This is a genomic window from Erwinia sp. E602 (genome assembly GCF_018141005.1).
In the GTDB taxonomy this organism is placed as follows: Bacteria; Pseudomonadota; Gammaproteobacteria; order Enterobacterales; family Enterobacteriaceae; genus Erwinia.
In genome coordinates this window covers 2,494,158-2,518,974 of the sequence record NZ_CP046582.1, presented here as the reverse complement: position 1 = coordinate 2,518,974, position 24,817 = coordinate 2,494,158, and the positions used below count along the sequence as shown (strand labels likewise).

Sequence of the window (24,817 nt, the reverse complement as noted above, 5' to 3'; positions counted from 1 at the left end):
GGCGGACGTCTTAGTCTGGTCTCTGGCGTCGTGCTTCAAACCCAGGATGGAATGAAAAATGAAATTGCAGCAGCTGCGCTACATCGTGGAAGTGGTAAACCACAATCTTAACGTCTCCTCTACGGCCGAAGGGCTCTACACCTCTCAGCCCGGCATCAGTAAGCAGGTGCGCATGCTGGAAGATGAGCTGGGCATCCAGATTTTTGCCCGCAGCGGCAAACACCTGACTCAGGTCACCCCCGCCGGGCAGGAGATTATCCGCATCGCCCGCGAGGTGCTGTCCAAGGTTGACGCGATTAAGTCGGTGGCCGGTGAGCACACCTGGCCGGATAAAGGCTCCCTGTTCGTGGCCACCACCCATACCCAGGCGCGCTACGCGTTGCCGGGGGTGATCAAAGGTTTTATTGAACGTTATCCGCGCGTGTCGCTCCACATGCACCAGGGATCGCCGACGCAGATCGCCGAAGCGGTGTCGAAGGGCAATGCCGACTTTGCTATCGCTACCGAAGCGCTGCACCTGTATGACGATCTGATCATGCTGCCGTGCTACCACTGGAACCGGGCGATTGTGGTAACCCCGGATCACCCGCTGGCCGGCAAAAGCAAGGTATCGATTGAGGAACTGGCGGAGTACCCGCTGGTCACCTACACCTTCGGCTTTACCGGACGCTCTGAGCTGGACACCGCCTTCAACCGCGCCGGTCTGACCCCGCGCATCGTTTTTACCGCCACCGATGCCGACGTGATAAAAACCTACGTGCGTCTGGGGCTCGGCGTCGGGGTGATTGCCAGCATGGCGGTGGACCCGGTTTCTGACCCGGACCTGGTGAGAATTGAAGCGACGGACGTGTTTACCTACAGCACCACCAAGATCGGTTTCCGCCGCAGCACCTTCCTGCGCAGTTATATGTATGATTTCATTCAGCGTTTCGCGCCACACCTGACGCGCGACGTGGTAGACACCGCCGTTGGCCTGCGCTCGAACGACGATATTGAAGCGATGTTTAAAGACATCAAACTGCCCGCCCGCTAACCAATACGCAGACTGAACGCCTCAGGGCAGCACCGCCTGCCCTGAATCTGCATTATCGGCACCACCTGTTTCTGCAATAGCCCCCTGCCTGAAATAAATTTCATTAAATGACACCTGCGTCACAGCTTAAAGCTAATTCATTTATTAAATGAGAATCTGAACACACTTTCACGCCGATAACTTTGATAACCAATATGAAGATTTCCATAATTAGTGGAAAGTTTAGACAGTAAAGGGCGGCGGCAGCGCCTGTGCAACCTCGAACCGGCAGCCGACAATCGCTAGCAACTGTTTCCTCTGGCGATTAATTTGTTGATGCAAACAAGATGGCTATCTAAATATTAATTTGGCTTAGTTGATAAAATGAATTAATCGTTTTCTCGCATAAATATTGCTGGATTTTATCCCCCGGAATGCCTTAGGATTAATCCTAATAGTGGTGGATAACATCACCAGCACCAATCAAACCAGGAGTCGCATTATGGCTACAAGACTGTCTGTACATGCAGAGTTTGCAGAGGATGCCGCTGACGCCGAAGGATCGAGCGATCTTAAACGTAAGGCCTGGCTGGCGGTGTTTGCCGGTTCATCGCTGTTCTGGCTGATGGTTGCGCTGGTGGTATGGCGGTTGATGAGTTGAACCGTTGCACACCAGAGCTTGCCGGTCAGCTGCGAAAAGAAACGGAAAAAAAGGTTAAAGAATCGACAATGGCTGCCGATACTAAGACTGAGCAGGCGATACTGGAAGGTTGGATGTTTAACGAGTCTCAGCATCGTTTTATTGAGTCAATGCTGGAAATGGATTGAGCCGGGCAGGCGGGTCAGATTAATAACGCCGCAACGGTTATTATTATAAAAAAAGCCTTATTTTTCGTTACTGATATTTATACCGGGACTGATCTCAATCAGTGTGTCTGAAACCCGATAATCGCGCAGCGGTCAGAATGCTTTAAAAGGGCAGCTGCGATTAATACCTGTTTTGTTAGCGAGGGTTTCTGTGAATATTACGCAATTGACGTGGTTAGGGGTGCTGACCTTCTGCACTTTGTTCTGGAGCGGCGTGGTGTGGCTGGGTATGTCACTGTAAACACACCATAATCTATTTTTTCTTACCTTATTCTCATCACGCCCTGTCGCCAGCCGACGGGGCGTTTTTGTATCCGCCTGTGCTCACACCTCATGTTATCAAAATCTTACCTCCATTCTGTACTATGTTTATATCAGCCCTGTAGTTTGTCAGGGTATGAACTGCATGCGTCAAAACGGAGGAGCCATGTCGCAGACCCTACGAGAATTAAGCCAGGACACGCTGGCAGTACAGCAACAGCACTATCGTTTTTTCAGCCTGGCCCGTGTGGCGGCTGAACTGGGGGATATTTCCCGCCTGCCGAAATCGATGAAGGTGCTGCTGGAAAACCTGCTGCGCTGGCAGGATGATGACTCGGTCACCGATGAAGATATCCGCGCGCTGGCCGGCTGGCTGCAGACGGCCCACGCCGATCGTGAAATCGCCTATCGCCCGGCGCGGGTGCTTATGCAGGACTTTACCGGCGTGCCGGCGGTGGTCGACCTGGCCGCAATGCGTGAGGCGGTGAAACGCCTCGGCGGCGACGTGGCGAAGGTTAACCCGCTGTCGCCGGTCGATCTGGTGATCGACCATTCGGTAACGGTAGACCGCTTCGGCAGCGACGCGGCTTTTGATGAGAACGTACGGCTGGAGATGGAGCGCAACCATGAGCGCTATGTCTTCCTGCGCTGGGGGCAGAAGGCTTTTAACCGGTTCAGCGTGGTGCCGCCCGGCACCGGCATCTGCCATCAGGTGAACCTGGAGTATCTCGGGCAGGCGGTGTGGCACGAAGAGCAGCAGGGCGAAGAGGTGGCTTACCCCGATACGCTGGTTGGCACCGACTCTCACACCACCATGATCAACGCGCTGGGGGTGCTCGGCTGGGGCGTGGGCGGGATTGAGGCGGAAGCGGCGATGCTCGGACAGCCGGTATCGATGCTGATCCCCGACGTCGTCGGCTTTAAGCTCAGCGGCAAGCTGAAACCGGGAATCACCGCCACCGACCTGGTGCTGACCGTCACCCAGATGCTGCGTAAGCACGGCGTGGTCGGCAAATTTGTTGAGTTCTACGGCGACGGCCTCGACGACCTGCCGCTGGCTGACCGCGCCACCATCGCCAATATGGCCCCGGAATATGGCGCCACCTGCGGATTCTTCCCGATTGATGCGGTGACGCTGGGCTACATGACCCTTACCGGGCGCAGCGCGCAGCAGGTGGCGCTGGTGGAAGCTTACGCTAAGGCTCAGGGCCTGTGGCGCGAACCCGGCGATGAGCCGGTGTTCACCAGCACCCTGGCGCTGGACATGTCGGGGGTGGAGTCAAGCCTCGCCGGGCCGAAACGCCCGCAGGATCGCGTGGCGCTGGGCGACGTACCGGCGGCGTTTAAGGCCAGTCACGAGCTGGAGGTCAACCACGCGCAGAAAGACGGGCGGGCGGTCAGCTACCTGGACGAGAAGAGCGGTCAGCAGACCGCGCTTGATGACGGCGCGGTGGTCATCGCGGCGATCACCTCCTGTACCAATACCTCCAACCCCAGCGTGCTGATGGCCGCCGGCCTGCTGGCGCAAAAAGCCGTAGCGGCCGGCCTGCGGCCGAAACCCTGGGTGAAAGCGTCGCTGGCGCCGGGTTCCAAAGTGGTCTCTGACTATCTGGATAAAGCCGGGCTGACCGCCAGCCTTGATGCGCTGGGCTTTAACCTGGTGGGTTACGGCTGTACCACCTGCATCGGCAACTCCGGGCCGCTGCCGGACGCCATTGAAACGGCGATTAAGCAGGGCGACCTGACCGTCGGCGCGGTGCTCTCCGGCAATCGTAACTTTGAGGGGCGCATCCATCCGTTAATCAAAACTAACTGGCTGGCCTCGCCGCCGCTGGTGGTGGCCTATGCGCTGGCCGGCAACATGACGCTTAACCTGCAGACCGAACCGCTGGGCTTTAACGCCAGTGGGCCGGTATATCTGCGTGATATCTGGCCGTCGCCGGAGGAGATCGCCGCAGCGGTGCAGCAGGTCTCCACCGATATGTTCCACAAAGAGTATGCGGCGGTGTTTGCCGGCACGCCGGAGTGGCAGCAGATAGACGTCAGCGAGGCTGCCACCTACGGCTGGGATCAGGACTCCACCTACATCCGCCTGTCGCCGTTCTTCGACACCATGCAGCGCGAACCGGAACCGGTCAGCGATATCCACGGCGCGCGCATTCTGGCGATGCTTGGCGACTCGGTCACCACTGACCATATTTCGCCCGCCGGCAGCATAAAGGCCGACAGCCCGGCCGGGCGCTATCTGCTGGAGCGCGGCGTGGAGCGAACCGACTTTAACTCCTACGGCTCGCGTCGCGGCAACCACGAGGTGATGATGCGCGGCACCTTTGCCAATATCCGCATCCGCAACGAAATGGTGCCGGGGGTAGAGGGTGGCATCACCCGTTACCTACCGGGCAATGAGCAGATGGCGATTTATGACGCGGCGATGCGCTACCAGCAGGCAGGAGTGCCGCTGGCGGTGATTGCCGGTAAAGAGTACGGCTCCGGCTCCAGCCGCGACTGGGCGGCAAAAGGGCCACGTCTGCAGGGGGTAAGGGTGGTGATTGCCGAGTCCTTCGAACGCATCCACCGTTCAAACCTGATCGGTATGGGCATTCTGCCGCTGGAGTTCCCGCAGGGTGAAACGCGCAAAACCCTGGGACTGACCGGTGACGAGCAGATCGACATCAGCAACCTGGACCAGCTGCGGCCGGGGGGAACGGTGAGGGTGACGTTAACGCGCAACGATGGCAGTAAGCAGGTGCTGGAGACCCGCTGCCGCATCGATACCGGCAACGAACTGACCTACTACCAGAATGACGGCATTCTGCACTACGTGATCCGCAATATGCTGAACGACTGAGGGGCAGAGCAGGGATCGGGCAAGGGAGACCCCTTGCCCGCTGCGGTGGTTAGCCTTTAGACAACAGGTGGCCCATTTTGGCGGCTTTGGTATCCAGGTAATGGGTATTGCTCGGGTTGCGGCCGACGATAAGCGGTACCCGTTCAACGATATTGATGCCGGCCTCGCTGAGGATTTCGACTTTACGCGGGTTATTGGTCAGCAGGCGAACTTCGTTGACGCCCAGCAGCTTATACATATCGGCGCACAGCGTAAAATCACGTTCGTCGGCGGCAAAACCCAGCTGGTGGTTGGCTTCTACGGTGTCGTAGCCCTGATCCTGCAGCGCATAGGCGCGGATTTTATTCAGCAGGCCAATATTACGCCCCTCCTGGCGGTGATAGAGCAAAATCCCGCGCCCCTGTTCCGCGATCTGGCTCAGCGCCGCTTCCAGCTGAAAGCCGCAGTCGCAGCGCAGGCTGAACAGCGCGTCGCCGGTCAGGCACTCAGAGTGGATGCGGGACAGGACCGGCTCATGGTCCGAGACGTCGCCATACACCAGCGCCACGTGGTCGTGCCCGGTGGCCACCTCTTCAAACCCCACCATCAGGAAATCACCCCAGGGGGTGGGCAGATTGGCTTCCGCCACTCGTTTAAGCTGCATGCGTTCTCCGTAAACGTCAGATACTGCCACTTTCGCGCGGCGAAAGCGGCAGGGTCAGCTTGCTGACCGGTACAATACCCGCTATTTTGCCACAACCCGTCTCGCGAGGGTTAACAGCTTAGAGCGATTGCTGCGATACCGTACAATAAGCGCATCGCCAGGCTCCAGGTTATTATTTTTTATCCTATTGTTAGTGACTGACGTGATTTGAACGGACCAGGGAGAGTAGATGAAGGATATTCTGAAACGTACCACGCTGGGGGCGCTGCTGTTGCTGCTGTTGCCGCTGGCGGTAATGGTATCGGGCTGGCGCTGGCAGCCGGTGGAGATGGGGCTGGGGCATCAGATTCTGTTCTGGTTTACCGAAACGGTGACCCGGCCGTGGGGCACGCTGACCAGTGCCATCCTCTGCGGCTGGTTTCTCTGGTGCCTGCGCTTTCGCCTGAAACCGGCGGTGTTTCTGCTGGCGATTATCGTCGGCGCGATCCTGATCGGGCAGTACACCAAAGGGGTGATTAAAGAGCAGGTGAGGGAGCCGCGCCCCTACGTGCTGTGGCTGGAGCAGCAGCGCGGCGTTAACCCGGAGACCTTTTACCAGCAGCACCGAAAGCAGCGCAGCCAACTGGTCAGCGAGGCGGTAGCGGAAGATAAGCAGCTCCCCGGCTGGCTGAAGCGCCACTGGGCGTTTGAAACCGGTTTTGCCTTCCCGTCCGGTCATACGATGTTTGCGGCCAGCTGGGCGCTGCTCGGCGTTGGCCTGCTGTGGCCGCGCCGGCGCTACGTGACCATCATCGTGCTGCTGGTGTGGGCGTCGCTGGTGATGGGCAGCCGGCTGGCGCTCGGCATGCACTGGCCGCGTGACCTGATCGTTGCCACCCTGTTCAGCTGGCTGTTTGTCAGCCTCGCCACCTGGCTGGCGCAGCGCTTCTGCGGCCCGCTCGGCGTGCCGCTGCAGGAGCAGCAGGAGATAGCCGAACGGGAAAATCAGCCTTAATGATTGTAAACTGACGAGCTGCCCCCATTTCTTAGCGGATGCGGGACGCGCGGAACCGCCGCAGGGGGATCGCGTGCAGCGTCCGTGGCGGCCGCATCCGCTGCATCTAAGCAAGCATCGGGGCGATTTTTTTGGCATAATTCATCTGGTTAACTCCAGATAACGGGATGCACTGTGAAATATTTGCTGATTTTTTTGGTTGTGCTGGCGATATTCGTCGTTTCTGTCACCCTCGGCGCGCACAACGACCAGGTGGTGAACTTTAACTACCTGCTGGCGCAGGGCGAGTTCCGTATTTCAACGCTGCTGGCAACCCTGTTTGCCAGCGGATTTATACTTGGCTGGGCTATCTGCGGGCTGTTCTGGCTGCGGCTGCGCCTGTCGCTGGCCAACAGCCAGCGTAAGCTGAAACGTCTGCAGCAGCAGCTGGGGCAGAGCGATACCACTGCGGCCAGCGCCCAGCCTGCGGCAGTCAGGGAATAATACTTTATGTTGGAACTGCTGTTTCTGTTGCTGCCCGTCGCTGCCGCCTACGGCTGGTATATGGGCCGGCGCAGCGCGCAACAGGATAAGCAACAGGAGGCCAGCCGCCTGTCACGGGATTACGTAGCCGGGGTTAACTTCCTGCTTTCCAATCAACAGGACAAAGCGGTTGACCTGTTCCTTGAGATGCTGAAAGAGGACAGCGGGGCCGTGGAAGCGCACCTGACGCTGGGCAACCTGTTCCGTTCGCGCGGCGAAGTCGACCGCGCGATCCGCATTCACCAGGCGCTGATGGAGAGCGCGTCGCTGACCTACGACCAGCGCCTGCTGGCGATCCAGCAGCTGGGGCGCGACTATATGGCCGCCGGCTTCTACGACCGCGCCGAACAGATGTTTGGCCAGCTGGTGGATGAAACCGACTTCCGCGTCAGCGCGCTGCAGCAGCTGCTGCTGATCCACCAGGCGACCAGCGACTGGACCAACGCCATTGAGGTGGCGGAGCGGCTGGTTAAGCTGGGCAAAGAGCGGCAGAAGATGGAGATCGCCCACTTCTACTGCGAGCTGGCGCTGCAGGCGATGGGCAGCGACGATCTCGACCGGGCAATGAGCCTGCTGAAACGGGGTGAGTCCGCGGACCGCAACAGCGCCCGCGTATCGATTATGATGGGGCGCATTCAGCTGGCGAAAGGGGAGTACGCCCGCGCGGTCAGCCATCTGCAGCGGGTGATCGAACAGGATCACGAGCTGGTCAGTGAAACACTCGATATGCTGGAAACCTGCTATCAGCACCTCAACCAGCCGCAGGCGTGGCGCGACTATCTGCAGCGCTGCGTGGAAGAGAACACCGGCGCGGCGGCGGAGCTGCACCTGGCGGCGATCCTCGATCGCGATGAAGGGGCCGAGGTGGCGCAAACCTATATTACCCGCCAGCTGCAGCGTCATCCTACCATGCGCGTTTTCCATCGCCTGATGGACTTTAACCTGCAGGAGGCCGAAGCGGGCCGAGCGAAAGAGAGCCTGATGGTGCTGCGCGATATGGTTGGCGAGCAGATCCGCACCAAGCCGCGCTACCGCTGCCACAAGTGTGGTTTCACCGCCCATGCGCTCTACTGGCACTGCCCGTCATGCCGCACCTGGTCTTCGGTTAAACCGATCCGTGGCCTCGACGGCCAGTAACCGGGGGCGATTAAACCGGTATCGTCAATTAGTTACAACATACTTTTTATCCCTCTCCCGACAGGGTTGCAGTAACGCCGGTGCAGCGCGGTCATGCAGGGCGAGGGAGTTTTTTACAGCGCGGGCCATTTTCTCAATACCTTGCCTGTGAATTTCCTCCTGACACAGGTAGAATGCCAGCCGTTTGCCACCCACCAGGAGAGTTCCATGCAAGACATTCAGGTTAGCGGTTCACCGATTGTGGTCGCTTTAGATTACGCCGATCGCGATCGCGCGCTGGCGTTTGTCGACCAGATTGAACCCGGCAGCTGCCGTCTGAAGGTGGGCAAAGAGATGTTCACGCTGTTCGGGCCGCAGATCGTCCGTGACCTGCAGCAGCGCGGCTTCGAGGTGTTTCTCGATCTGAAATTCCACGATATTCCCAACACCACCGCCCACGCGGTGGCGGCAGCGGCCGATCTCGGCGTATGGATGGTCAACGTTCACGCCAGCGGTGGGGCGCGGATGATGAGCGCGGCGCGCGAAGCGCTGGTGCCGTTTGGCAACGATGCGCCGTTGCTGATCGCCGTGACGGTACTCACCAGCATGGACGCTGAAGACCTGCGCGGGCTGGGCATTACCCTGACCCCGGCAGAGCAGGCGGAACGGCTGGCGCGGCTGACCCGCCAGTGTGGCCTCGACGGTGTGGTCTGTTCCGCACACGAAGCGGTGCGTTTTAAACAGCACATTGGCCAGGACTTCAGGCTGGTAACGCCGGGTATTCGCCCGGCGGGTAGCGATGCCGGCGATCAGCGCCGCATCATGACGCCTGAGCAGGCGCAGCAGGCCGGCGTTGACTATATGGTGATCGGGCGTCCGATTACCCAGTCTGCCGATCCGGCCGCTACGCTTGCCGCGATTCTCAGCTCACTGCAGGAGGCGTAATGGCCGATAACAACAGCCGCCTGGTCTACTCGACGGCCGGCGGACGTATTGACGAGCCGAAAGCGGTAGCGGTGCGCCCGAAGGGCGATGGTATCGTACGTATTGCGCGCCAGACCAGCGGGCGAAAGGGCAAGGGCGTGTGCCTGATTAGCGGTATCGACGCGGACGACGCCGAGCTGAGCAAGCTGACCGCCGAGCTGAAAAAAAAGTGCGGCTGTGGTGGCGCGCTCAAGGATGGCGTGATTGAGATTCAGGGCGACCAGCGCGACCTGCTGAAAACGCTGCTGGAGGCCAAAGGGCACAGGGTCAAACTGGCCGGCGGATAAGGGAAAGGCCACGAGCGATCGTGGCCTTTTTGCTAAGCGCTGCTGCAGGCAGCCTGCCGGCTATACCGTCGTCAGCTTAATCGACCTGGTGGCCGATTATACCGCCGACGGCCGCGCCGCCGAGGGTGCCAAGGCCGCTGCCGTTGGTCAGAATTGAGCCGCCGATAGCACCGGCGCCGGCACCAATGGCGGTGTTACGATCGCGTTTCGACATGTTTGAACAGGCGCTGAGTGAAAGGACTAAAGTTGCAGCCAATACGGCGGCGGTAACGCGTTTTGCAGTAGTTGACATCATTATTCTCCTGATTTTCGTCGACCAGATAGCGTTAATTGTCTGGATACCCTCTAAGTATAGAAGGGTTTACTGATTATACGCTCAGGTGAAAATTCCTAATTTTTAGACATCTCTGTACACACTTCTCCTGCCTCAGTCAGAAACTGCCCGCTATTCAGCCAATGCTTCCATACCGTCCCGGCCGCGCTGGCATGACAATATTCCGACATGCATCGGGAGACGAGATTATGCTGGAACAACTGAAACAGCAGGTACTGGCGGCCAACCTGGCGCTGCCGCGCTATGGCCTGGTGACTTTTACCTGGGGCAACGTCAGCGCCATCGATCGTGAGCAGGGGCTGGTGGTGATTAAACCGTCCGGCGTAAGCTACGAAGAGATGCAGGCCGACGATATGGTGGTGGTCAGCCTCAGCAGTGGCGAGGTGGTCGAAGGCAGCAAACGGCCGTCGTCCGACACCGACACCCATCGCGCGCTCTATCTTGCCTGGCCGCAGATAGGGGGAGTTGTCCACACCCACTCACGCCATGCCACCATCTGGGCCCAGGCGGGCCGCGATCTCCCCGCCTGGGGCACCACCCACGCCGATGACTTTTACGGCGCAATCCCCTGCACGCGCGCGATGTACGCCGACGAAATTAGCGACCGCTACGAATGGCACACCGGCCAGGTGATTATTGAAACGCTGCAGCAGCGCGAGATCGATCCGCTGGCGGTACCGGCGGTACTGGTCAATTCGCACGGGCCGTTCGCCTGGGGGCGTAGCGCGGAAGAAGCAGTGCACAGCGCCGTCGTGCTGGAAGAGGTAGCCTATATGGGCATTTTCAGCCGTCAGCTAACCCCGGAGCTGCCGCCGGTGGATCAGGCGCTACTGGACAAACACTGGTTGCGTAAGCACGGCGCCCAGGCATATTACGGGCAAAAATAGTCTGACGATAAAAATTTTTATCCGTTATATCAGGCACCTGTTCTGGCTTTACTCACTCTCTATTAGGCTGGTTAAGCGATTATCGCGCCAACTAACAGAGGATGAAACTATGACCGTTATTAATCAGGCTACCTGCCGTCTGTTCAATGAAGTCGGCTCTACCACCCAGCTGTCGGCTTACTATGAAGAAGAGCGGCGCACCCTGTGGATGTTATTGCGTGCCCAGCCGCGCCCGAGCTTCAATCATCAGCTGATTGAAGAGATCATGAACCTCAGCTATGCCGCCCAGCGCAGCGGGCTGGAGATTGATTTCTGGGTTACCGGCTCGCTGGTACCGACCATGTTTAACGCGGGCGGCGACCTGCGCTTCTTTGTCGAGTCGATCAAAAATGGCCGGCGGGAAGCCCTGCGTGCCTATGCCCGCGCCTGTGTGGACTGCATCCACGCCGCGGCGCGCGGTTTCGACTGCGGGGCGGTGAGCATTGCGATGATTGAGGGCAGCGCGCTGGGCGGCGGCTTTGAAGCCGCGCTGGCGCACCACTTTATCCTCGCGCAGAACACCGCCCGCATGGGCTTCCCGGAGATCGCCTTTAACCTGTTCCCGGGCATGGGCGGCTATTCACTGGTGGCACGGCGTTCCGGCATGAAGCTGGCCGAAGAGCTGATCTGTGAAGGGGAGTCGCACACCGCGGAGTGGTTTGAAACCCGCGGGCTGGTGGATCGTCTGTTCCAGCCGGGTGACGGCTATCGCTGCACGCGCACCTTTATCGATACGCTGCGGCCGAAGCTGAACGGCGTGCGCGCCATGCTGCGCGCGCGTCAGCGGGTGCTACAGCTGAGCCGGGGTGAGCTGATGGATATTACGGAAGACTGGGTGGATGCGGCATTTCAGCTGGAGCCGAAGGATATCGCCTATATGGAACGGCTGGTGACGTTGCAGAATCGACACAGCCAGCAGGCGTTACGCCACGCTGGCTGAGTCGCCGTGCGCTAGTTAATCCTTAGCGGCACGTTGTTTAAGCCAGTGCTCGAGCTCCCCGGCGGGCATTGGCTTTGCATACAGATACCCCTGGCGCAGGTCAACGCCGCTGGCGATGGCAAACGCCTCCTCCTCCGGGGTTTCCACCCCTTCGGCAATCACCTGCAGATCCAGCGCGCGCGCCACCGCTACAATCGCCCGCACCAGCGACTGCGAGACTTTTTGCGAATCCACTCCGCGGATAAAGCTCTGGTCGAGCTTAATCGCGTCAATCGGCACCCGTGCCAGCTGCGACAGCGACGAATAGCCGGTGCCAAAATCATCCAGATGCACCGCCGCCCCCAGTTTCTGGAACTGCTGCATCAGGTCCAGCGCCTGTTGCTCATTCTCAATCAGGCAGCTCTCGGTCAGCTCGATATCAATCGGGCAGCCGACAATCCCCGCCTCGTTCAGCGCATGCTTCAGATCGGAATAGATGCTCTGGTCGATCAGCTGACGCGGCGACACGTTCACCGCCACCCGCAGGTCAATCCCCATCACTCGCCAGCGTTTAATCTGCTCCAGCACCGACAGCATTACCCAGCGGCCAAGCGGCACGATCAGCCCGGACTCCTCGGCGTAGGAGATAAAGCTGTCCGGTCGCACCAGTCCACGTTCCGGCGACATCCAGCGCACCAGCGCCTCAACGCTGGTCACGCTGTTGTCGGCGTTGAGCTTAGGCTGATAGTGGATCACCAGCTGGCTCAGCTCCAGCGCTTTGCGCAGGTTGGTGTCCAGCCAGATATACTCAAACACCCGCTGGTTCATCTCGGAGCAGAACATGCTGAAGCGGCCGCGTCCGCCCTCTTTGGCGGTATACATCGCGGTATCGGCATTGCGGATCAGGCTGTCGCGATCCTCACCGTGCTGCGGGGCGAAGGCGATGCCGATCGAGCAGCCGGAGTAGACCTCGATCAGGCCAATGCGGAACGGCTGCTTCAGGCGGTCGAGAATGCGTGAGGCCAGCGCCTCCAGCGCCAGCTGGCTGGTCTGCTCCGCCAGGATAATAAACTCATCGCCGCCGAGGCGGGCGAGGGTCTGCTGCTCTTCAAGACAACTAAGGATCGCCAGCGACACCGCCTGCAGCAGCCGGTCGCCAAACATATGGCCGTAGGCGTCGTTGACCTTCTTGAAGTTGTCGAGATCGAGATACACCACCCCGACCTGGCCATTGACACGTTTTTCCAGCGCGGCGCTGATATCCTGGTTGATCGAGTTGCGGTTCGGCAGGCCGGTCACCGTGTCCGTATTGGCCATCACCCGCAGCCGTTCCTGAGCACGGCGCTCTTCGGTAATATCGGTGCCGGAGCAGATCAGGAAGATTTCATTTTTACCGCTGCCGCTGTGGACAAATTTATTGCGGAACAGGAACAGGCGCTGGCCTTTTTTGGTTTTGACCCAGCGCTCTACCTCATACGAGCTGCCTTCACGAAAAAAGTGCGCCACGTTGCGGCGCGAGGCGATCGCTTCTTCGCGGGTCATAAACAGTTTGAACACGTTGCGCCCGATCACCTCCTGCTCCTTCAGGCCGGTGTACTCTTCGCTCAGGCGGTTAAAACGCTGGATATGCCCGTGCTGATCGAGGATGACGATCACCGAGTTGGCTTCGGATACCACCTGCTCGGCAAAGGAGAGACCGTGCACCAGGTCACGCGCGACCGATGAGGTATCGCCCCAGGCAGACGCCGAACCGGCCCACGCCGACTGGCTGACCTTGCGGCCAACCAGGTGCAGCGACAGGTCGTTGCCGTAGATCGCCAGGCTGAGGTTAACGCTGGAGGTGATCACCGTCATCGCGCGCAGCATGCTGGCCTGACCGGGGCTCAGCGCCACGGCGATACTGGTGACGCCGCCTTCATCTTTGGCAAACTGCAGGGCATCGCTGTCAGAAGTTAAACGCCAATGAGGGCTGTGGGTGCCAAACCAGGCATACATCAGCGACTGCCCCTGTTCATCGGTCATTCAGATTCTCCTTCGTGCTAGGTAGCAACGGATATCATACTGGTTTAACGACATTATTCTGCCGAAAGCGGCTGCGTCCGTTGCCGCCATACTCAATTTTATACTGAAATAAAACTTTCCGATCGCGACAACGATCGGGAGGGAGATCGCGCGGATAAGGCACCGGATCAATCATTAAGGAAGGTCGCCACGGGGTGTGTCTGAATTCAGTTAACTGAAAATACCGTTAGTGTTCTTTTTATTCAATAGGTTAACAAGAATATTTCATCAGCATGCCGCTGGCCTGACTCATCAGAACCTATAAGCCTTATTCACTCCAGGCTTTCTGTGGAGGGGGCAGGAAACAGCAATTATTTTATGTCGGGGTGGCCAGACGCCAGCGGCCAGCGTGGTGCTGGTCCGATAACAGCACTGTTAACATCGGAATAGCTTAATAGTTTATGGCAGTTATCTGCAATTTTTCTCGCGCTGCGCGCAACAGACAATGGCTAAAGGTGCATCGGTCAGGGTCGCAGGTTCGGGCCGCGTACTAAGAAGGAGGGAATGAATCCGGGAGAGCAGAGCAGGATGACACGGCAGCAGAAGTGGATGACAACATCACGGCAGGTAAGGCAGCGGGCCAGCCAGAGCCGGCCCGCTGCTAAACGTCATCAGGCAGCCGGGCGGGCCACGATGCTGCGGGTCTCCATACGCACTTCGGCGATGGTGACCTCAATCAGGTCGGTAACGCGGTAGGCGACTTCACCTTTCACCATCACCGTACCGTTTTCGTTGCTGCACACCAGCTCATCACGCACCGCGTGAATGAACGGCGCCGGGATAAAGGCCACCGCGCCGTTATCCTGCAGGCGCACGCGCATGCCACCGCGTGAAACGTCGATCACTTCGGCGCTGAAACGCTGCTCGCTGCCGGCCGCATTCTGCAGGAAGCGCGAGTAGAGCCAGTCGCCCACGTCACGCTCGGCCATGCGGTTCTGGCGGCGGCGCTCAGCCATCTTCACCGTCAGCTCGTCGGCAGGTTTTTCCGCCGGCTCGCCTTTGATAATGGCTTTCAACAGACGATGGTTGACCATATCGCCATACTTACGGATCGGTGAGGTCCAGGTGGCGTACGCGTCCAGGCCAAGGCCAAAGTGCGGCCCCGGCGTGGTGCTGACTTCGGCAAACGACTGGAAACGACGGATGCGGCTGTCGAGGAACTGGGTCGGATGGGTGTCCAGCTCGCGGCGCAGTACGCGGAAGCCTTCCAGCGTGGCGATCGCCTGCGGGTCAGCGGTGACGCCGTGGTTGGCCAGCACGGCGGCGGCCTGTTCGGCGTTCAGCGCGTCAAAGCCGAGGTGAACGTTGTAGATGCCGAAGCCCAGCTTGTCGCGCAGCACGCTGGCGGCGCAGACGTTGGCAAGGATCATCGACTCTTCCACGATACGGTTGGCGATGCGGCGGTGCTCGGCAATGATGTCCAGCACTTCGCCTTTTTCGCCCAGCAGGAAGCGGAAGTCAGGGCGGTCCTTGAACACCAGCGCGTGGGTCTGGCGCCATTCGCAGCGTGCCAGGCACACCTTATGCAGCAGGCGGATCTGCTGTGCGATGGCTTCTGATTCCGGCTGCCAGTCGCCGCTGTTCTCCAGCCAGTCTGAGACGTTGTCATAGGCCAGTTTGGCTTTCGATTCGATCCAGGCGGCGAAGAAGTGCGGTTCACCCTGCGGCGTACCGTCGGCGGCCAGCGTCACGCGGCAGGCCAGCACCGGGCGGCGCACGTTCGGGCGCAGCGAGCAGATGTCGTCAGACAGCTGGCGCGGCAGCATCGGAATATTGAAGCCCGGCAGATAGTTGGTAAAGGCGCGTCCGGCGGCGATCGCATCCAGCTTGCTGCCCACCGGCACATAGGCGGTCGGGTCGGCAATGGCGATGGTCAGCAGCAGGTTGCCTTCTGCCGTTTCTTCCACATACAGCGCATCGTCCATATCTTCGGTGCTGGCGCTGTCGATGGTTACGAAGTCCAGGCCGGTAAGGTCTTCGCGCGGCAGGCACTCGTCAAGCATCTCTTCCGGGGTAGCGACGTCCGGAGCTTCACGCTCCAGCGTATGGCGTGACAGTGTCACCCACCACGGTGCCAGGTGATCGTCACCGGTGGTGATAAATTCGGTCAGTTCAGCGTAGAAGGTGCGGTCGCCCTTCAGCGGATGGCGGCGCATCTCGGCCACCGCCCAGTCACCGGTCTGGAAGTCATGCTTCACGTCACGCTCGGCGCGGCACTGGATGGCATCTTTCAGCAGCGGATGATCGGGAACGATCGACAGGCGGTCATCTTTCTTCTGCACCCGGCCAACAAAGCGCGTCAGGAACGGCTCAATCAGCGTTTCCGGATCGGCAACTTCACGATCCTTATCGGTCTGCAGCACCGCGGAGACGCGGTCACCGTGCATGACTTTTTTCATAAACGGCGGCGGAATAAAGTAGCTTTTCTGTGCGTCGACTTCCAGGAAGCCAAAGCCTTTCTCAGTGCCTTTTACCACACCCTCAACACGCGGCGTCTGGGAGTGGAGTTTCTCTTTGAGCTGCGCGAGCAGCGGGTTATCCTGGAACATAATCTCAACAGTTTTCGTGGCCTAAGTGCGGCAGACAGTTTTACGCGATTAACCGCGCAGCGGCAAGTAAAAAGCCGGGAAATCCCGGCTTTACGTCAGGCGATGCGCAGCCCCGGCACCTGCGGCGACAGGCTGATTTTCACCGGCACCGACTTAGAGGTTGGCGTACCGCTACCGTCGCCAAAGCTTGAGAGCGGCACCAGCGGATTGGTTTCCGGATAGTAGGCGGCGAGGTTGCCGCGCGGGATGGCGTAAGGCACCAGCTTAAAGCCGCTGACTTTACGGGTAATGCCATCATTCCACAGCGTTTCAATATCCACCAGGTCGCCTGCGGCCAGCCCCTGGCGCTGCATATCTTCCGCGTTGATAAACAGCACCTCGCGCTGGCCATACACGCCGCGGTAACGGTCATCAAGGCCATAAATGGTGGTATTGTACTGATCGTGGGAGCGTAACGTCTGCAGCGTATAAGGCACCGCCTCGGCCAGCGGCGGGAACAGCGAGTCGGGCAGGGCGGCGGCGCTAAACTGCGCCTTCTCATGCAGGGTAGTAAAGCGCAGTTCGGCGGCGGCGTTGCCAAGGTAGAAGCCGCCCTTCAGATCGCATTTGGCGTTAAAGTCGCTGAAGCCGGGAATGGTCGCCGCAATATGTTCACGGATCCTGCCGTAGTCATCGGCCAGCCCCTGCCAGTCGACCTTCGCACTGCCCAGCACCGCGTTGGCGATACCGGCGACGATCCAGGTTTCCGAGCGCTGGGTGTCGGCGATCGGTTTACCCACCCCTTCCGAGGCGTGCACCATGCTGAACGAGTCCTCGACGGTAATAAACTGCGGGCCGCTGGCCTGCAGATCCTGCTCGGTACGGCCAAGGGTCGGCAGGATCAGCGCGTCCACCGCGCCGGGGCACAGGTGGCTGCGGTTCAGCTTGGTACTGATCTGCACCGTTAAACCGCAGCGCTTCAGCGCCTGCTCGGTACGCGGACTGTCCGGCGCGGCTGCCGCCAGATTGCCGCCGAGGGCGATCAGCACCTTAATCTCATCGCGCAGCATCGCTTCCAGCGCTTCAACGGTGTTGTGGCCGGGTTCGCGCGGCGGCTCAAAGTCAAAATGGCTGCCGAGGCTGTCAAGGAATGCCTTTGAGGGCTTCTCATCGATGCCCATTGTACGGTTGCCCTGCACGTTGCTGTGGCCGCGCACCGGGCACAGGCCGGCACCTTTTTTGCCCAGCTGACCAAACAGCAGCTGCAGGTTAACGATTTCGCGGACCGTATCTACCGAATGTTTATGCTGGGTGATGCCCATCGCCCAGGTACAGATCACCCGTTCGGCGTTCTGGTAGAGGGTGGCCGCTTCGCGGATCTGCTGCTCGCTCAGGCCGGACTGGCTCACAATATGCGACCACGGAGTGGCATCAACGGTGGCCAGGTATGCCTCCACGCCCTCGGTATTGGCGCTGATAAAGGCCTGGTCAAACAGGCCGCTTTCCCCTGCGGCGAGGCGGGCGCGATGGGTCTCTGCCAGCACCTTGACCATGCCGCGCACCGCGGCCATATCGCCGCCGAGGTTGGGCTGATAGTAGCTGGAACTGATCTGGCCGGCCATGCTGGTGACCACTTCCAGCGGCTTCTGCGGGTCGGCAAAGCGCTCAAGGCCGCGTTCGCGCAGGGTATTGAAGGTGACGATGCTCGCGCCGTTGTCGGCGGCGTGGCGCAGGCTGTGCAGCATACGCGGGTGGTTGGTGCCCGGGTTTTGTCCGAAAACGAAGATCGCACTGGCGTGGTCAAAGTCATCCAGACGAATGGTGCCCTTACCGACGCCGATGCTGCGCTTCAGACCGGTGCCGCTGGCCTCATGGCACATGTTCGAACAGTCGGGGAAGTTATTGCTGCCGTTCAGGCGACCAAACAGCTGATAGAGCCAGGAGGCTTCGTTACTGGCGCGGCCGGAAGTGTACAGCTCCATCTGATGGGGATTATCCATCGCGTGGACATGGCGGGCGATCAGCGCGAAGGCGTTATCCCAGCTGATGGGCTCGTAATGGTCGGTTTCACGGTTGTAGCGCAGCGGTTCGGTCAGACGGCCCTGATATTCAAGAAAGTAATCACTTTGCTGGTAAAGCTGGCTGACGCTGTACTGGGCGAAGAACTCTGCACCGATATGGCGGCGGGTGGCTTCCCAGGTCACCGCCTTGGCGCCGTTTTCGCAGAAGCTGAAGGTGCTTTTATTGTCATCGCCCCAGGCACAGCCCGGGCAGTCAAAACCTTTGGCTTTGTTCATGCGCATCAGGTTACGCATGTTCTTGATCACCTGCTTACTGTCAAAGACAAAACGGGTGGTGGCTTCCAGTGAACCCCAGCCGCCGGCTGCGGCCTGATAGGGCTTAATCGCTTCTTTAAATTTCATGATGGCAGGCTTGTGTTGAATAGTTGTTATGAAGTTATGGTTTGTTTGCCTGAATTTTGCGAGCCGGTAACCGGCTTGTCTAATTGATTAGGGCGATGAAGCGATAGCTGATGTTTATCGTCAGAGGCTAAAAAATGTGATGCTCCTCAAAAAATGGCTGCCGTTTAGCCGCCGGAAACGCGCCAGAAGCGCCACCCGGGCTAATACTTAACGCTCAACGTCAGCGCAGGGGGCCAGATGAAACAGTTCGCCAGTAACGTTCATGCCTTTGGAAAAGCACTTATGATGCCGATTTCGGTGATCGCCGCCGCCGGTATCTTTCTTGGTGTGGCCGCCGCGCTACAAAACCCGGCCATTACCGGCGAAGCCTTCGCTGGCCTGCCGCTGCCGCAGCTGATTATTGGCTTTATTCGCAAGGTGGCTGGCGCACTGTTTGCCAATCTGCCGCTGTTCTTCGCCGTGGCCAGTGCCATTGGTCTGGCAAAGGCGGAAAAGCCCACCGCCGCTTTTGCTGCGGCGATTGGTTTTATCGTTATGCACGTCGGCGTAAGCGCCACTCTGGCAGCACAGGGGCTGACCGCAGCCACCACCACCCCGGCGGCGCTGCAGCAGCAGGGGATGGATCAAACTGCCGCAATGATGCAGGCGGCGGAATATATCCAGATGCTTGGTATCTTTACCTATAACATGAGTGTCCTGGGTGGGGTGATAGCTGGCCTGCTGACCGTGGTCATTCACAACCATTGCTACACCGTGCAGTTGCCAACGGCGATCGCCTTCTTCGGCGGGCGTCGCTTTGTACCGATCGTTACCGTGCTGGTGCTGCCGCTGGCCGGCGTTCTGCTGGCGCTGATCTGGCCGACCATCGGCAACGGCATTGCCTGGGTCGGCGAGCTGATTGGCAAAAGCGGCCAGTATGGCGCCTTTCTTTATGGCAGCAGCGAGCGGCTGCTGATCCCCACCGGCCTGCATCATATCCTCAATGAAACCGTGCGCTTTACCCCTATTGGTGGTGTGGCCACGGTAGACGGACAAACGCTGGTCGGCGCACTGAATATCTTCAATGCCTCGCTGACCCACCCGGGCAGCGTGCCGGATGACACGGTGCGTGAGGCCACACGTTTTCTGGCGCAGGGAAAAATTCCGGTGATGATGTTTGGCCTGCCCGCCGCCGCACTGGCGATTTACCGCTGCGCACGCCCTGCAGAAAAGCAGCGGGTCAAGGCACTCATGCTGGCCGGGGCGCTGACCTCTTTCAGCACCGGCATTACCGAACCGCTGGAGTTCTGTTTTATCTTCGTTTCGCCGGTGCTCTACATCCTGCATGCCGTGCTGAGTGGCCTGTCGTTTATGCTGATGTCGCTGATGCACCTGATGATCGGCAACATACAGGGCGGGGCGATCGACCTGGTGGTGTTCGGTATTCTCGGTGGCAGTAAGACCGCCTGGTGGTGGAGCATTGTTCTGGGGCTGGTCTACCTGCCGGTCTATTACTACAGCTTTACCTTTATCATCAGGCGTATGCGGGTAGAGACACCGGGGCGAGAGTCAGCGGATCAGGAGCCGGCGGCAACGGTGTCAGCCGACGAGCGGATTAAAACCATTATCAGCGGGCTGGGCGGTGCGGAGAACATTAGTGACGTGGACTGCTGCTTCACCCGGCTACGGGTTAGGGTAAACGATATGCAGCAGGTGGCTGATGAAACGCTGATGACAACCGGGGCCAACGGCGTCAGGCATGTCAGTGAGCACGATGTGCAGGTGATTTATGGCCCACAGGTGGAGAAAATTGCGGCGGAGGTGAAGGCGGCGCTGGGGATCGGCTGATCCATTACACCGCCTGTCGGTAGAGGTCTTTACGCTATCGGCTATCGGCGGTTATCGAACGCGTCTCACAGGCAGCTCACTGAGTGCGCCGGTCTGTGGGGCCTGCGCCGACTGGTCTGGCGATCAGCAAACGCCGAAATCGCCGTCTTCGTGGTAAAGATTAACGCTATCCACCGCGACATCGAACGGTTTTTTTTCTGCGTCGCTGGCGCGCGCGCAGCTAAGCGTGTCGCCGTGAACGGCCAGCACCACCATTTTCGGGCCGCCGGTTTTGCCTTGAACGAAATCACCTGCTTTAAACATGTCTCTCTCCTTAAAAAACCGATAAAATGTCGGTTAACTATAGCAACGTATTTATCCGTCCCGCAAAATTGTCGTCAGCTGGCGATAACTTCGCCCACCAGCCGTTAAAGTCCGTAAGCCCGATGAATTATTCAGGAAGCCCGACGCATTGGACATCAAGCAATTAACCTACCTTGTCAATCTTGAGCGCGAGCGCCACTTTGGCCGCGCCGCCGAGGCCAGCTTTGTCAGCCAGCCAACGCTCTCTATGCGCCTGAAAAATCTGGAGCGCGAGCTGGGGCTGTCGCTGATTAACCGCAGCAACAACTTTGACGGATTTACGCCGGAGGGGGAGCGGGTGCTGGCCTGGGCGCGTGAGATGGTTTCCGTCTATCAGGGGCTGAAGCTGGAGGTGGAATCACTGAAGCACGGCGTCAGCGGCACGCTGCGCATTGGCGTGGTGCCGCAGTGCAGCATTTCGCTGCCGGAACTGCTAAAGGCGGTCAGCGGCCGCTACCCGCAGCTGGATTATCGCGTGGCGGTGCTCAGCGCCGATCAGCTGCTTGAGGCGCTGAACAGCCACACCGTAGATGCAGGCATCGGTTTCTTCGAGCTGGCGACGTTACGTGAACTGCATTTTCAGGCGGAGCGGGTGGCGGATAAGGGCGTAGAGTTGCTGTACCACCCACAGCAGTTTCCACAGCTGATGGGGAACGAGCCGCTGACGCTGGGTGGACTGGCTGGTGTACCGCTGTGCCTGGCCGAACCCACGCGCTATTTCCGCCGCTATCTTGATGGACACTTCCGCGAGGCCGGTGTAACGCCAAGGGTGGTACTGGAAACCACCTCGGTGTTTCAGCTGTTGCAGGCAACCCAGGTCGGGTTGGGCTGCCTGCTCTCTCCGGTGGGGCAATTGCTGCCAGGTATGACCGGAGAACTGCAGCGCCGGGTTATAAGCGTACCGCCGATGTCACGGCAGGCCGCCATTGTTATTGCTGAACCCGGACGCGCTACGCCGCTGGCGCAGCACTTTTTTGATGCGGTGCGTGGATCAGTTTGAACCTCATTCAGTTACCATCAATTTAAAAATGAAAGTAATGACTACTGGAATTCAATTTTAAGGATCCCTGAGCTTTTATAATCACCAGCTGAGATGGCAGAGGTATTTTCCAGCGTTGAAGAGAGTGTAAAAGAGATCTCTTTCTGATTATTGACCTGAACGCCGTCTGCACCGTCTCTGCTGTTGATTTTTAGTCTTGCACCCAGCCCCGGCGCCAGGTTTATTTTGCTCAAACCAGCGTTATCTGACGCTGTTATCGTAACGGAGGCAGGTAGTTCGCAGCTGATATTAGCCGTTAGCGATGTAGTGTTGCCGTTAAGATTATCTGCAGGTAGAGTTTTATGGTCCAGTACATAACTTTTTTCACGGATACTGCAACTGTTTTTTGTTGGTGGTAGTTTTCCATTTATAATTTCGAGCGTTTCTTTACCGCCTATATAATTTAATTCGAAATGAACGGTGTAATCACCGCCGAGATCAGGGTTATAGAATTGTTGCGAAAAACCATGTAACTCTGCGGCGACCGATGAAGCCGACTCCCATGATCGGTGTTGAGTGAGGCTGGTGAGGTTTAAAAACAAGATCGGACCTGCTTTTTCATCATAGATGTAGAGTGTGCAGCCTGTTCTGGGGCATATTTTTCTGGAGGTGTCATAATTTAAAGTTATATTAGTTATATTCATTAACCAGTGATCGTTAGACCTTTTCATGAAGGTTGTTGTTATATTTAATGGGGTTTTTGGCCATTGGGAATAGTTGACGGGTTTAGTTAATGCTGGGGTTGTCACTAAAATGAGGGATAAGAGCCCACCTCTGATTTTTTTAATGTATTGCATTTGATATCCTTATCTTTTTCAAAATGTTAAATTTTTTTCTGTTGGAATCGTGGAGAGGTAACCGAAAAAATTGCTTCCATAGAAAAATGGTTATACATTGTAGATAGATGTCATCATTGTTCTTGATTTATTTTTAATCAACACTTATGGGCTTTGACCTGCCTACCGGTGTACTGAATATCTTGCTGCATGTGGGGTGGTTAAACGACCAGATGAAGCGACTTTAAGAGCAAGTTATTAAAATTCTATTCACGTCCTCTGTGATTAAAGTTGTATGTTGATCGTTATTAATACGCGAAATTCTGAATTAAATTAAAATCACATTATGCATTTTTATGAGCCATGATAAGGCATTTAAATGTGATTGTCACGTTGCGGAAGTGCTGTTGTTAAAAGGCTTGTGGTTGCACCTGTTTAAGGTTTTTTTGGTTGTCGTAATAGGTGGGAATGGAGTGTTGCGATATTTTATTCTTTTTTAAGGCGTGCTGAAGAATTCGATTGGAAAGGGCATTGGGGGTGGCTCTCTGTCTTTAAGTCAAAGATTGATACAAGTTTCGTCGGCCCTGAGCGGCACAGGGCTGCTAAACCATGCATAACTTGACGATTAATAGCCGTGTATTCCAGTTCCTGCATAAAATGAAAGGAGCATCATGGTGCTCCTTTCAGTTCGAGTAAGTCTGAGAGATATACCCAACTCAGTTAGCAGAGAAGTACGACAGGAATATACTCCCGGACTTAATGACGGGTATTTGCGTCGCGAACTGAGTAAAAATTATAAACCCAACCCCTGCATCAGCCGGTTGCCCCAGCTGGCTGCCGCCGCGCTTAATACCGCCGCTAACACCCGGCCATCGCTTAATCCGGCGTCGCGCAGCGGCTGCAGATGTGCAGCGCTGAAGCGCTCCGGGGAACGTGTCAGCTGGGCGGCCAGGTTAATCACCGCCTGTTCAACCGGTGTGGCTAAGTGCAGCGCCCGATCCACGCCTTCGGCCAGCGCATCGCGCAACGCGCCTTCAGGGTAGCGGTAAAAGCAGCCGGCGCTGCCGTTGATGCGTGATGCCACGGCTGCCGCCAACCGTGTTTCTGCCGTTTGCTGTGACGCCGCCAGCGCCGCCAGCAGCGCGCTCCAGCCGGAAAGCACCCTGCCGTCGTGTGCAAACAGCCAGCAGGCGGCCTCCGGCAGCCCCAGCGGCGCGCTGCTGTTAATGGCCACCAGCTGATCCGCCGCCGCATAGCGTGGCTCCAGCGGCGGCAGGGCAGGCTGCCAGTCGCCGGGTTGAAGGCAGGACGCATCGGCATCTGGCGGCACGGCAACGCCCGGGATCCAGCGCACCGGCAGCGCCATGAATGCATGAATGCCAGCCACCACCCGCGCCTGCCAGCAGACAAAGCCGATAATCTGGTTGAAGGTAACGATATCCGGCGCGGTCAGGCCCGCGTCGTCCAGCCGCTGCAGCGCGGCGGCATCGATCAGCGTCGGCTGCCCGGCCAGCTGGCGGGCATACTCGGTGATCTGCGTCAGACGGCGGTTGCTTTCGCGTGAGGAGTCCGGGCCCGGCAGTGGGTTCAGCCGCGCCGCATAGTGGTTGCACAAACGCTGCACACCGGCAACCTGCGCCACGGTCAGCGCGGTACATAACCGGTCATAGAGGGTGAGCGTATGGGTCAGGCTGGTGTTCAGCAGGTCGGGGAACAGCAGCGGGTAAAGATCCCGTGAGGCGTGCATCACCGGTTCTGCCCGTTGCAGAAGGGTATTCAGTTCGCCGTTCGCCTGCTGCCCAAGACCAAGCAGAAAACGGTCTTCAACGTTGGCAGCTTCAGGCACCAGCGGCGCGCGCTGCGTGGGCAGGCTGGTCTGGGTTTCATGATACCACTGGCTGTTGCCGGGAAGGCGGCGTTGTTCCATGATCAGTCCTTGTTGAGTTAACTGACCCGCTGCCGTGGTGGTGAAGGGCACGACGCGGCGGCGGGTCTGAATGGCTTCAGTATCCTGACCTAAGCCGGCTGGCGAACGAAATAATGATCGGTGCTAACAAATAGCGGATAGCTATAAGGCAGACGCATGCAGGCAGACAGAAGGACGGAAA

At 58.3% G+C, this 24,817-nt stretch carries 21 protein-coding genes; 13 read left to right on the top strand and 8 right to left on the bottom strand.

Translation table 11 applies throughout. From position 1 onward, the window contains the following. Positions 1-58: 58 nt before the first annotated feature. The 4 genes from cysB to acnA all read left to right on the top strand — a co-directional run bounded on the left by cysB (position 59) and on the right by acnA (position 4,988). A complete protein-coding gene (gene cysB / locus GKQ23_RS12875) occupies positions 59-1,033 on the top strand; it encodes an HTH-type transcriptional regulator CysB (RefSeq protein ID WP_056238322.1) in 975 nt (324 codons plus the stop codon). 481 nt (positions 1,034-1,514) lie between these two features. Next, a complete protein-coding gene (locus GKQ23_RS12870) occupies positions 1,515-1,673 on the top strand; it encodes a YmiA family putative membrane protein (RefSeq protein WP_072166401.1) in 159 nt (52 codons plus the stop codon). After that, positions 1,655-1,840, top strand: coding sequence for a hypothetical protein (locus GKQ23_RS12865; protein ID WP_146005477.1), 186 nt, complete (start codon positions 1,655-1,657; stop codon positions 1,838-1,840). The genes GKQ23_RS12870 and GKQ23_RS12865 overlap by 19 nt, the downstream gene beginning before the upstream one ends. 466 nt (positions 1,841-2,306) lie before the next feature. Continuing rightward, on the top strand, positions 2,307-4,988 hold the full coding sequence (gene acnA, locus GKQ23_RS12860) for an aconitate hydratase AcnA (protein ID WP_212408422.1): 2,682 nt from the start codon (positions 2,307-2,309) through the stop codon (positions 4,986-4,988). 49 nt (positions 4,989-5,037) lie between these two features. On the opposite strand, the gene ribA is transcribed toward acnA, so the two are convergent. Then, complete coding sequence (gene ribA / locus GKQ23_RS12855) at positions 5,038-5,631, bottom strand: GTP cyclohydrolase II (RefSeq protein WP_056238315.1); 594 nt, start codon at positions 5,629-5,631, stop codon at positions 5,038-5,040. Between the two features lie 229 nt (positions 5,632-5,860). Here ribA and pgpB point away from each other — a divergent pair, with 229 nt between their 5' ends. The 5 genes from pgpB (at position 5,861) to yciH (ending at position 9,534) form a co-directional block, all read left to right on the top strand. Next, positions 5,861-6,625, top strand: coding sequence for a phosphatidylglycerophosphatase B (gene pgpB, locus GKQ23_RS12850; RefSeq protein ID WP_212408421.1), 765 nt, complete (start codon positions 5,861-5,863; stop codon positions 6,623-6,625). A 174-nt stretch (positions 6,626-6,799) separates the two neighbouring features. After that, positions 6,800-7,108, top strand: a complete 309-nt coding sequence (locus GKQ23_RS12845; protein WP_101505949.1) for a LapA family protein — start codon at positions 6,800-6,802, stop codon at positions 7,106-7,108. 6 nt (positions 7,109-7,114) lie between these two features. Continuing rightward, complete coding sequence (gene lapB, locus GKQ23_RS12840; protein WP_056238306.1) at positions 7,115-8,284, top strand: lipopolysaccharide assembly protein LapB; 1,170 nt, start codon at positions 7,115-7,117, stop codon at positions 8,282-8,284. A 207-nt stretch (positions 8,285-8,491) separates the two neighbouring features. Further along, on the top strand, positions 8,492-9,208 hold the full coding sequence (pyrF, locus tag GKQ23_RS12835; protein ID WP_212408420.1) for an orotidine-5'-phosphate decarboxylase: 717 nt from the start codon (positions 8,492-8,494) through the stop codon (positions 9,206-9,208). Then, complete coding sequence (gene yciH, locus GKQ23_RS12830) at positions 9,208-9,534, top strand: stress response translation initiation inhibitor YciH (RefSeq protein ID WP_056238297.1); 327 nt, start codon at positions 9,208-9,210, stop codon at positions 9,532-9,534. The genes pyrF and yciH overlap by 1 nt, the downstream gene beginning before the upstream one ends. A 76-nt stretch (positions 9,535-9,610) precedes the next feature. On the opposite strand, the gene osmB is transcribed toward yciH, so the two are convergent. Continuing rightward, entirely contained in the window at positions 9,611-9,826 is a 216-nt protein-coding gene (gene osmB, locus GKQ23_RS12825) for an osmotically-inducible lipoprotein OsmB (protein ID WP_056238294.1), read from the bottom strand. Between the two features lie 230 nt (positions 9,827-10,056). On the opposite strand from osmB, the gene araD reads away from it, so the two are divergent. Next, positions 10,057-10,755 carry an L-ribulose-5-phosphate 4-epimerase gene (araD, locus tag GKQ23_RS12820; RefSeq protein ID WP_212408419.1) on the top strand — a complete coding sequence of 233 codons (699 nt, stop codon included), beginning with the start codon at positions 10,057-10,059 and terminating at the stop codon, positions 10,753-10,755. A gap of 109 nt (positions 10,756-10,864) precedes the next feature. Next, complete coding sequence (locus GKQ23_RS12815; RefSeq protein WP_056238289.1) at positions 10,865-11,734, top strand: crotonase/enoyl-CoA hydratase family protein; 870 nt, start codon at positions 10,865-10,867, stop codon at positions 11,732-11,734. Positions 11,735-11,749: 15 nt separating this feature from the next. Here GKQ23_RS12815 and pdeR read toward each other — a convergent pair whose 3' ends face one another. From pdeR to GKQ23_RS12800, 3 genes are all read right to left on the bottom strand, one after another. Continuing rightward, complete coding sequence (gene pdeR, locus GKQ23_RS12810) at positions 11,750-13,735, bottom strand: cyclic di-GMP phosphodiesterase (RefSeq protein ID WP_212408418.1); 1,986 nt, start codon at positions 13,733-13,735, stop codon at positions 11,750-11,752. Positions 13,736-14,385: 650 nt separating this feature from the next. Then, positions 14,386-16,323 carry an exoribonuclease II gene (locus GKQ23_RS12805; RefSeq protein ID WP_212408417.1) on the bottom strand — a complete coding sequence of 646 codons (1,938 nt, stop codon included), beginning with the start codon at positions 16,321-16,323 and terminating at the stop codon, positions 14,386-14,388. A gap of 95 nt (positions 16,324-16,418) precedes the next feature. Continuing rightward, positions 16,419-18,725 carry an FdhF/YdeP family oxidoreductase gene (locus GKQ23_RS12800; RefSeq protein ID WP_212408416.1) on the bottom strand — a complete coding sequence of 769 codons (2,307 nt, stop codon included), beginning with the start codon at positions 18,723-18,725 and terminating at the stop codon, positions 16,419-16,421. Positions 18,726-18,962: 237 nt separating this feature from the next. Between GKQ23_RS12800 and GKQ23_RS12795 the strand changes: the two genes are divergently transcribed. Continuing rightward, positions 18,963-20,552 (top strand): PTS transporter subunit EIIC, encoded by a 1,590-nt coding sequence (locus GKQ23_RS12795; protein ID WP_212408415.1) that lies wholly within the window; start codon positions 18,963-18,965, stop codon positions 20,550-20,552. 123 nt (positions 20,553-20,675) lie between these two features. Here GKQ23_RS12795 and GKQ23_RS12790 read toward each other — a convergent pair whose 3' ends face one another. Beyond that, the gene (locus GKQ23_RS12790) at positions 20,676-20,855 is read right to left on the bottom strand and encodes a DUF2158 domain-containing protein (RefSeq protein ID WP_212408414.1); all 180 of its coding nucleotides are present in this window, start codon (positions 20,853-20,855) and stop codon (positions 20,676-20,678) included. Between the two features lie 148 nt (positions 20,856-21,003). Between GKQ23_RS12790 and GKQ23_RS12785 the strand changes: the two genes are divergently transcribed. Continuing rightward, the gene (locus tag GKQ23_RS12785; protein ID WP_212408413.1) at positions 21,004-21,894 is read left to right on the top strand and encodes a LysR family transcriptional regulator; all 891 of its coding nucleotides are present in this window, start codon (positions 21,004-21,006) and stop codon (positions 21,892-21,894) included. 41 nt (positions 21,895-21,935) lie between these two features. On the opposite strand, the gene GKQ23_RS12780 is transcribed toward GKQ23_RS12785, so the two are convergent. Both GKQ23_RS12780 and GKQ23_RS12775 read right to left on the bottom strand, forming a co-directional pair. Then, positions 21,936-22,730, bottom strand: a complete 795-nt coding sequence (locus tag GKQ23_RS12780; protein WP_212408412.1) for a hypothetical protein — start codon at positions 22,728-22,730, stop codon at positions 21,936-21,938. A 772-nt stretch (positions 22,731-23,502) separates the two neighbouring features. Then, positions 23,503-24,636 (bottom strand): oxidoreductase, encoded by a 1,134-nt coding sequence (locus GKQ23_RS12775; RefSeq protein WP_212408411.1) that lies wholly within the window; start codon positions 24,634-24,636, stop codon positions 23,503-23,505. Positions 24,637-24,817 lie beyond the last annotated feature (181 nt).

Bases quoted from the DNA above. Each gene is read 5' to 3' on its own strand.
- ribA (WP_056238315.1), bottom strand. From the start codon at position 5,631: ATGCAGCTTAAACGAGTGGCGGAAGCCAATCTGCCCACCCCCTGGGGT.
- pyrF (WP_212408420.1), top strand. From the start codon at position 8,492: ATGCAAGACATTCAGGTTAGCGGTTCACCGATTGTGGTCGCTTTAGAT.
- GKQ23_RS12815 (WP_056238289.1), top strand. From the start codon at position 10,865: ATGACCGTTATTAATCAGGCTACCTGCCGTCTGTTCAATGAAGTCGGC.
- GKQ23_RS12870 (WP_072166401.1), top strand. From the start codon at position 1,515: ATGGCTACAAGACTGTCTGTACATGCAGAGTTTGCAGAGGATGCCGCT.
- GKQ23_RS12805 (WP_212408417.1), bottom strand. From the start codon at position 16,323: ATGTTCCAGGATAACCCGCTGCTCGCGCAGCTCAAAGAGAAACTCCAC.
- osmB (WP_056238294.1), bottom strand. From the start codon at position 9,826: ATGTCAACTACTGCAAAACGCGTTACCGCCGCCGTATTGGCTGCAACT.
- GKQ23_RS12795 (WP_212408415.1), top strand. From the start codon at position 18,963: ATGAAACAGTTCGCCAGTAACGTTCATGCCTTTGGAAAAGCACTTATG.
- pgpB (WP_212408421.1), top strand. From the start codon at position 5,861: ATGAAGGATATTCTGAAACGTACCACGCTGGGGGCGCTGCTGTTGCTG.
- acnA (WP_212408422.1), top strand. From the start codon at position 2,307: ATGTCGCAGACCCTACGAGAATTAAGCCAGGACACGCTGGCAGTACAG.
- GKQ23_RS12865 (WP_146005477.1), top strand. From the start codon at position 1,655: ATGGCGGTTGATGAGTTGAACCGTTGCACACCAGAGCTTGCCGGTCAG.
- araD (WP_212408419.1), top strand. From the start codon at position 10,057: ATGCTGGAACAACTGAAACAGCAGGTACTGGCGGCCAACCTGGCGCTG.
- yciH (WP_056238297.1), top strand. From the start codon at position 9,208: ATGGCCGATAACAACAGCCGCCTGGTCTACTCGACGGCCGGCGGACGT.
- GKQ23_RS12780 (WP_212408412.1), bottom strand. From the start codon at position 22,730: ATGCAATACATTAAAAAAATCAGAGGTGGGCTCTTATCCCTCATTTTA.
- cysB (WP_056238322.1), top strand. From the start codon at position 59: ATGAAATTGCAGCAGCTGCGCTACATCGTGGAAGTGGTAAACCACAAT.
- GKQ23_RS12775 (WP_212408411.1), bottom strand. From the start codon at position 24,636: ATGGAACAACGCCGCCTTCCCGGCAACAGCCAGTGGTATCATGAAACC.
- pdeR (WP_212408418.1), bottom strand. From the start codon at position 13,735: ATGACCGATGAACAGGGGCAGTCGCTGATGTATGCCTGGTTTGGCACC.
- GKQ23_RS12800 (WP_212408416.1), bottom strand. From the start codon at position 18,725: ATGAAATTTAAAGAAGCGATTAAGCCCTATCAGGCCGCAGCCGGCGGC.
- GKQ23_RS12790 (WP_212408414.1), bottom strand. From the start codon at position 20,855: ATGTTTAAAGCAGGTGATTTCGTTCAAGGCAAAACCGGCGGCCCGAAA.
- lapB (WP_056238306.1), top strand. From the start codon at position 7,115: ATGTTGGAACTGCTGTTTCTGTTGCTGCCCGTCGCTGCCGCCTACGGC.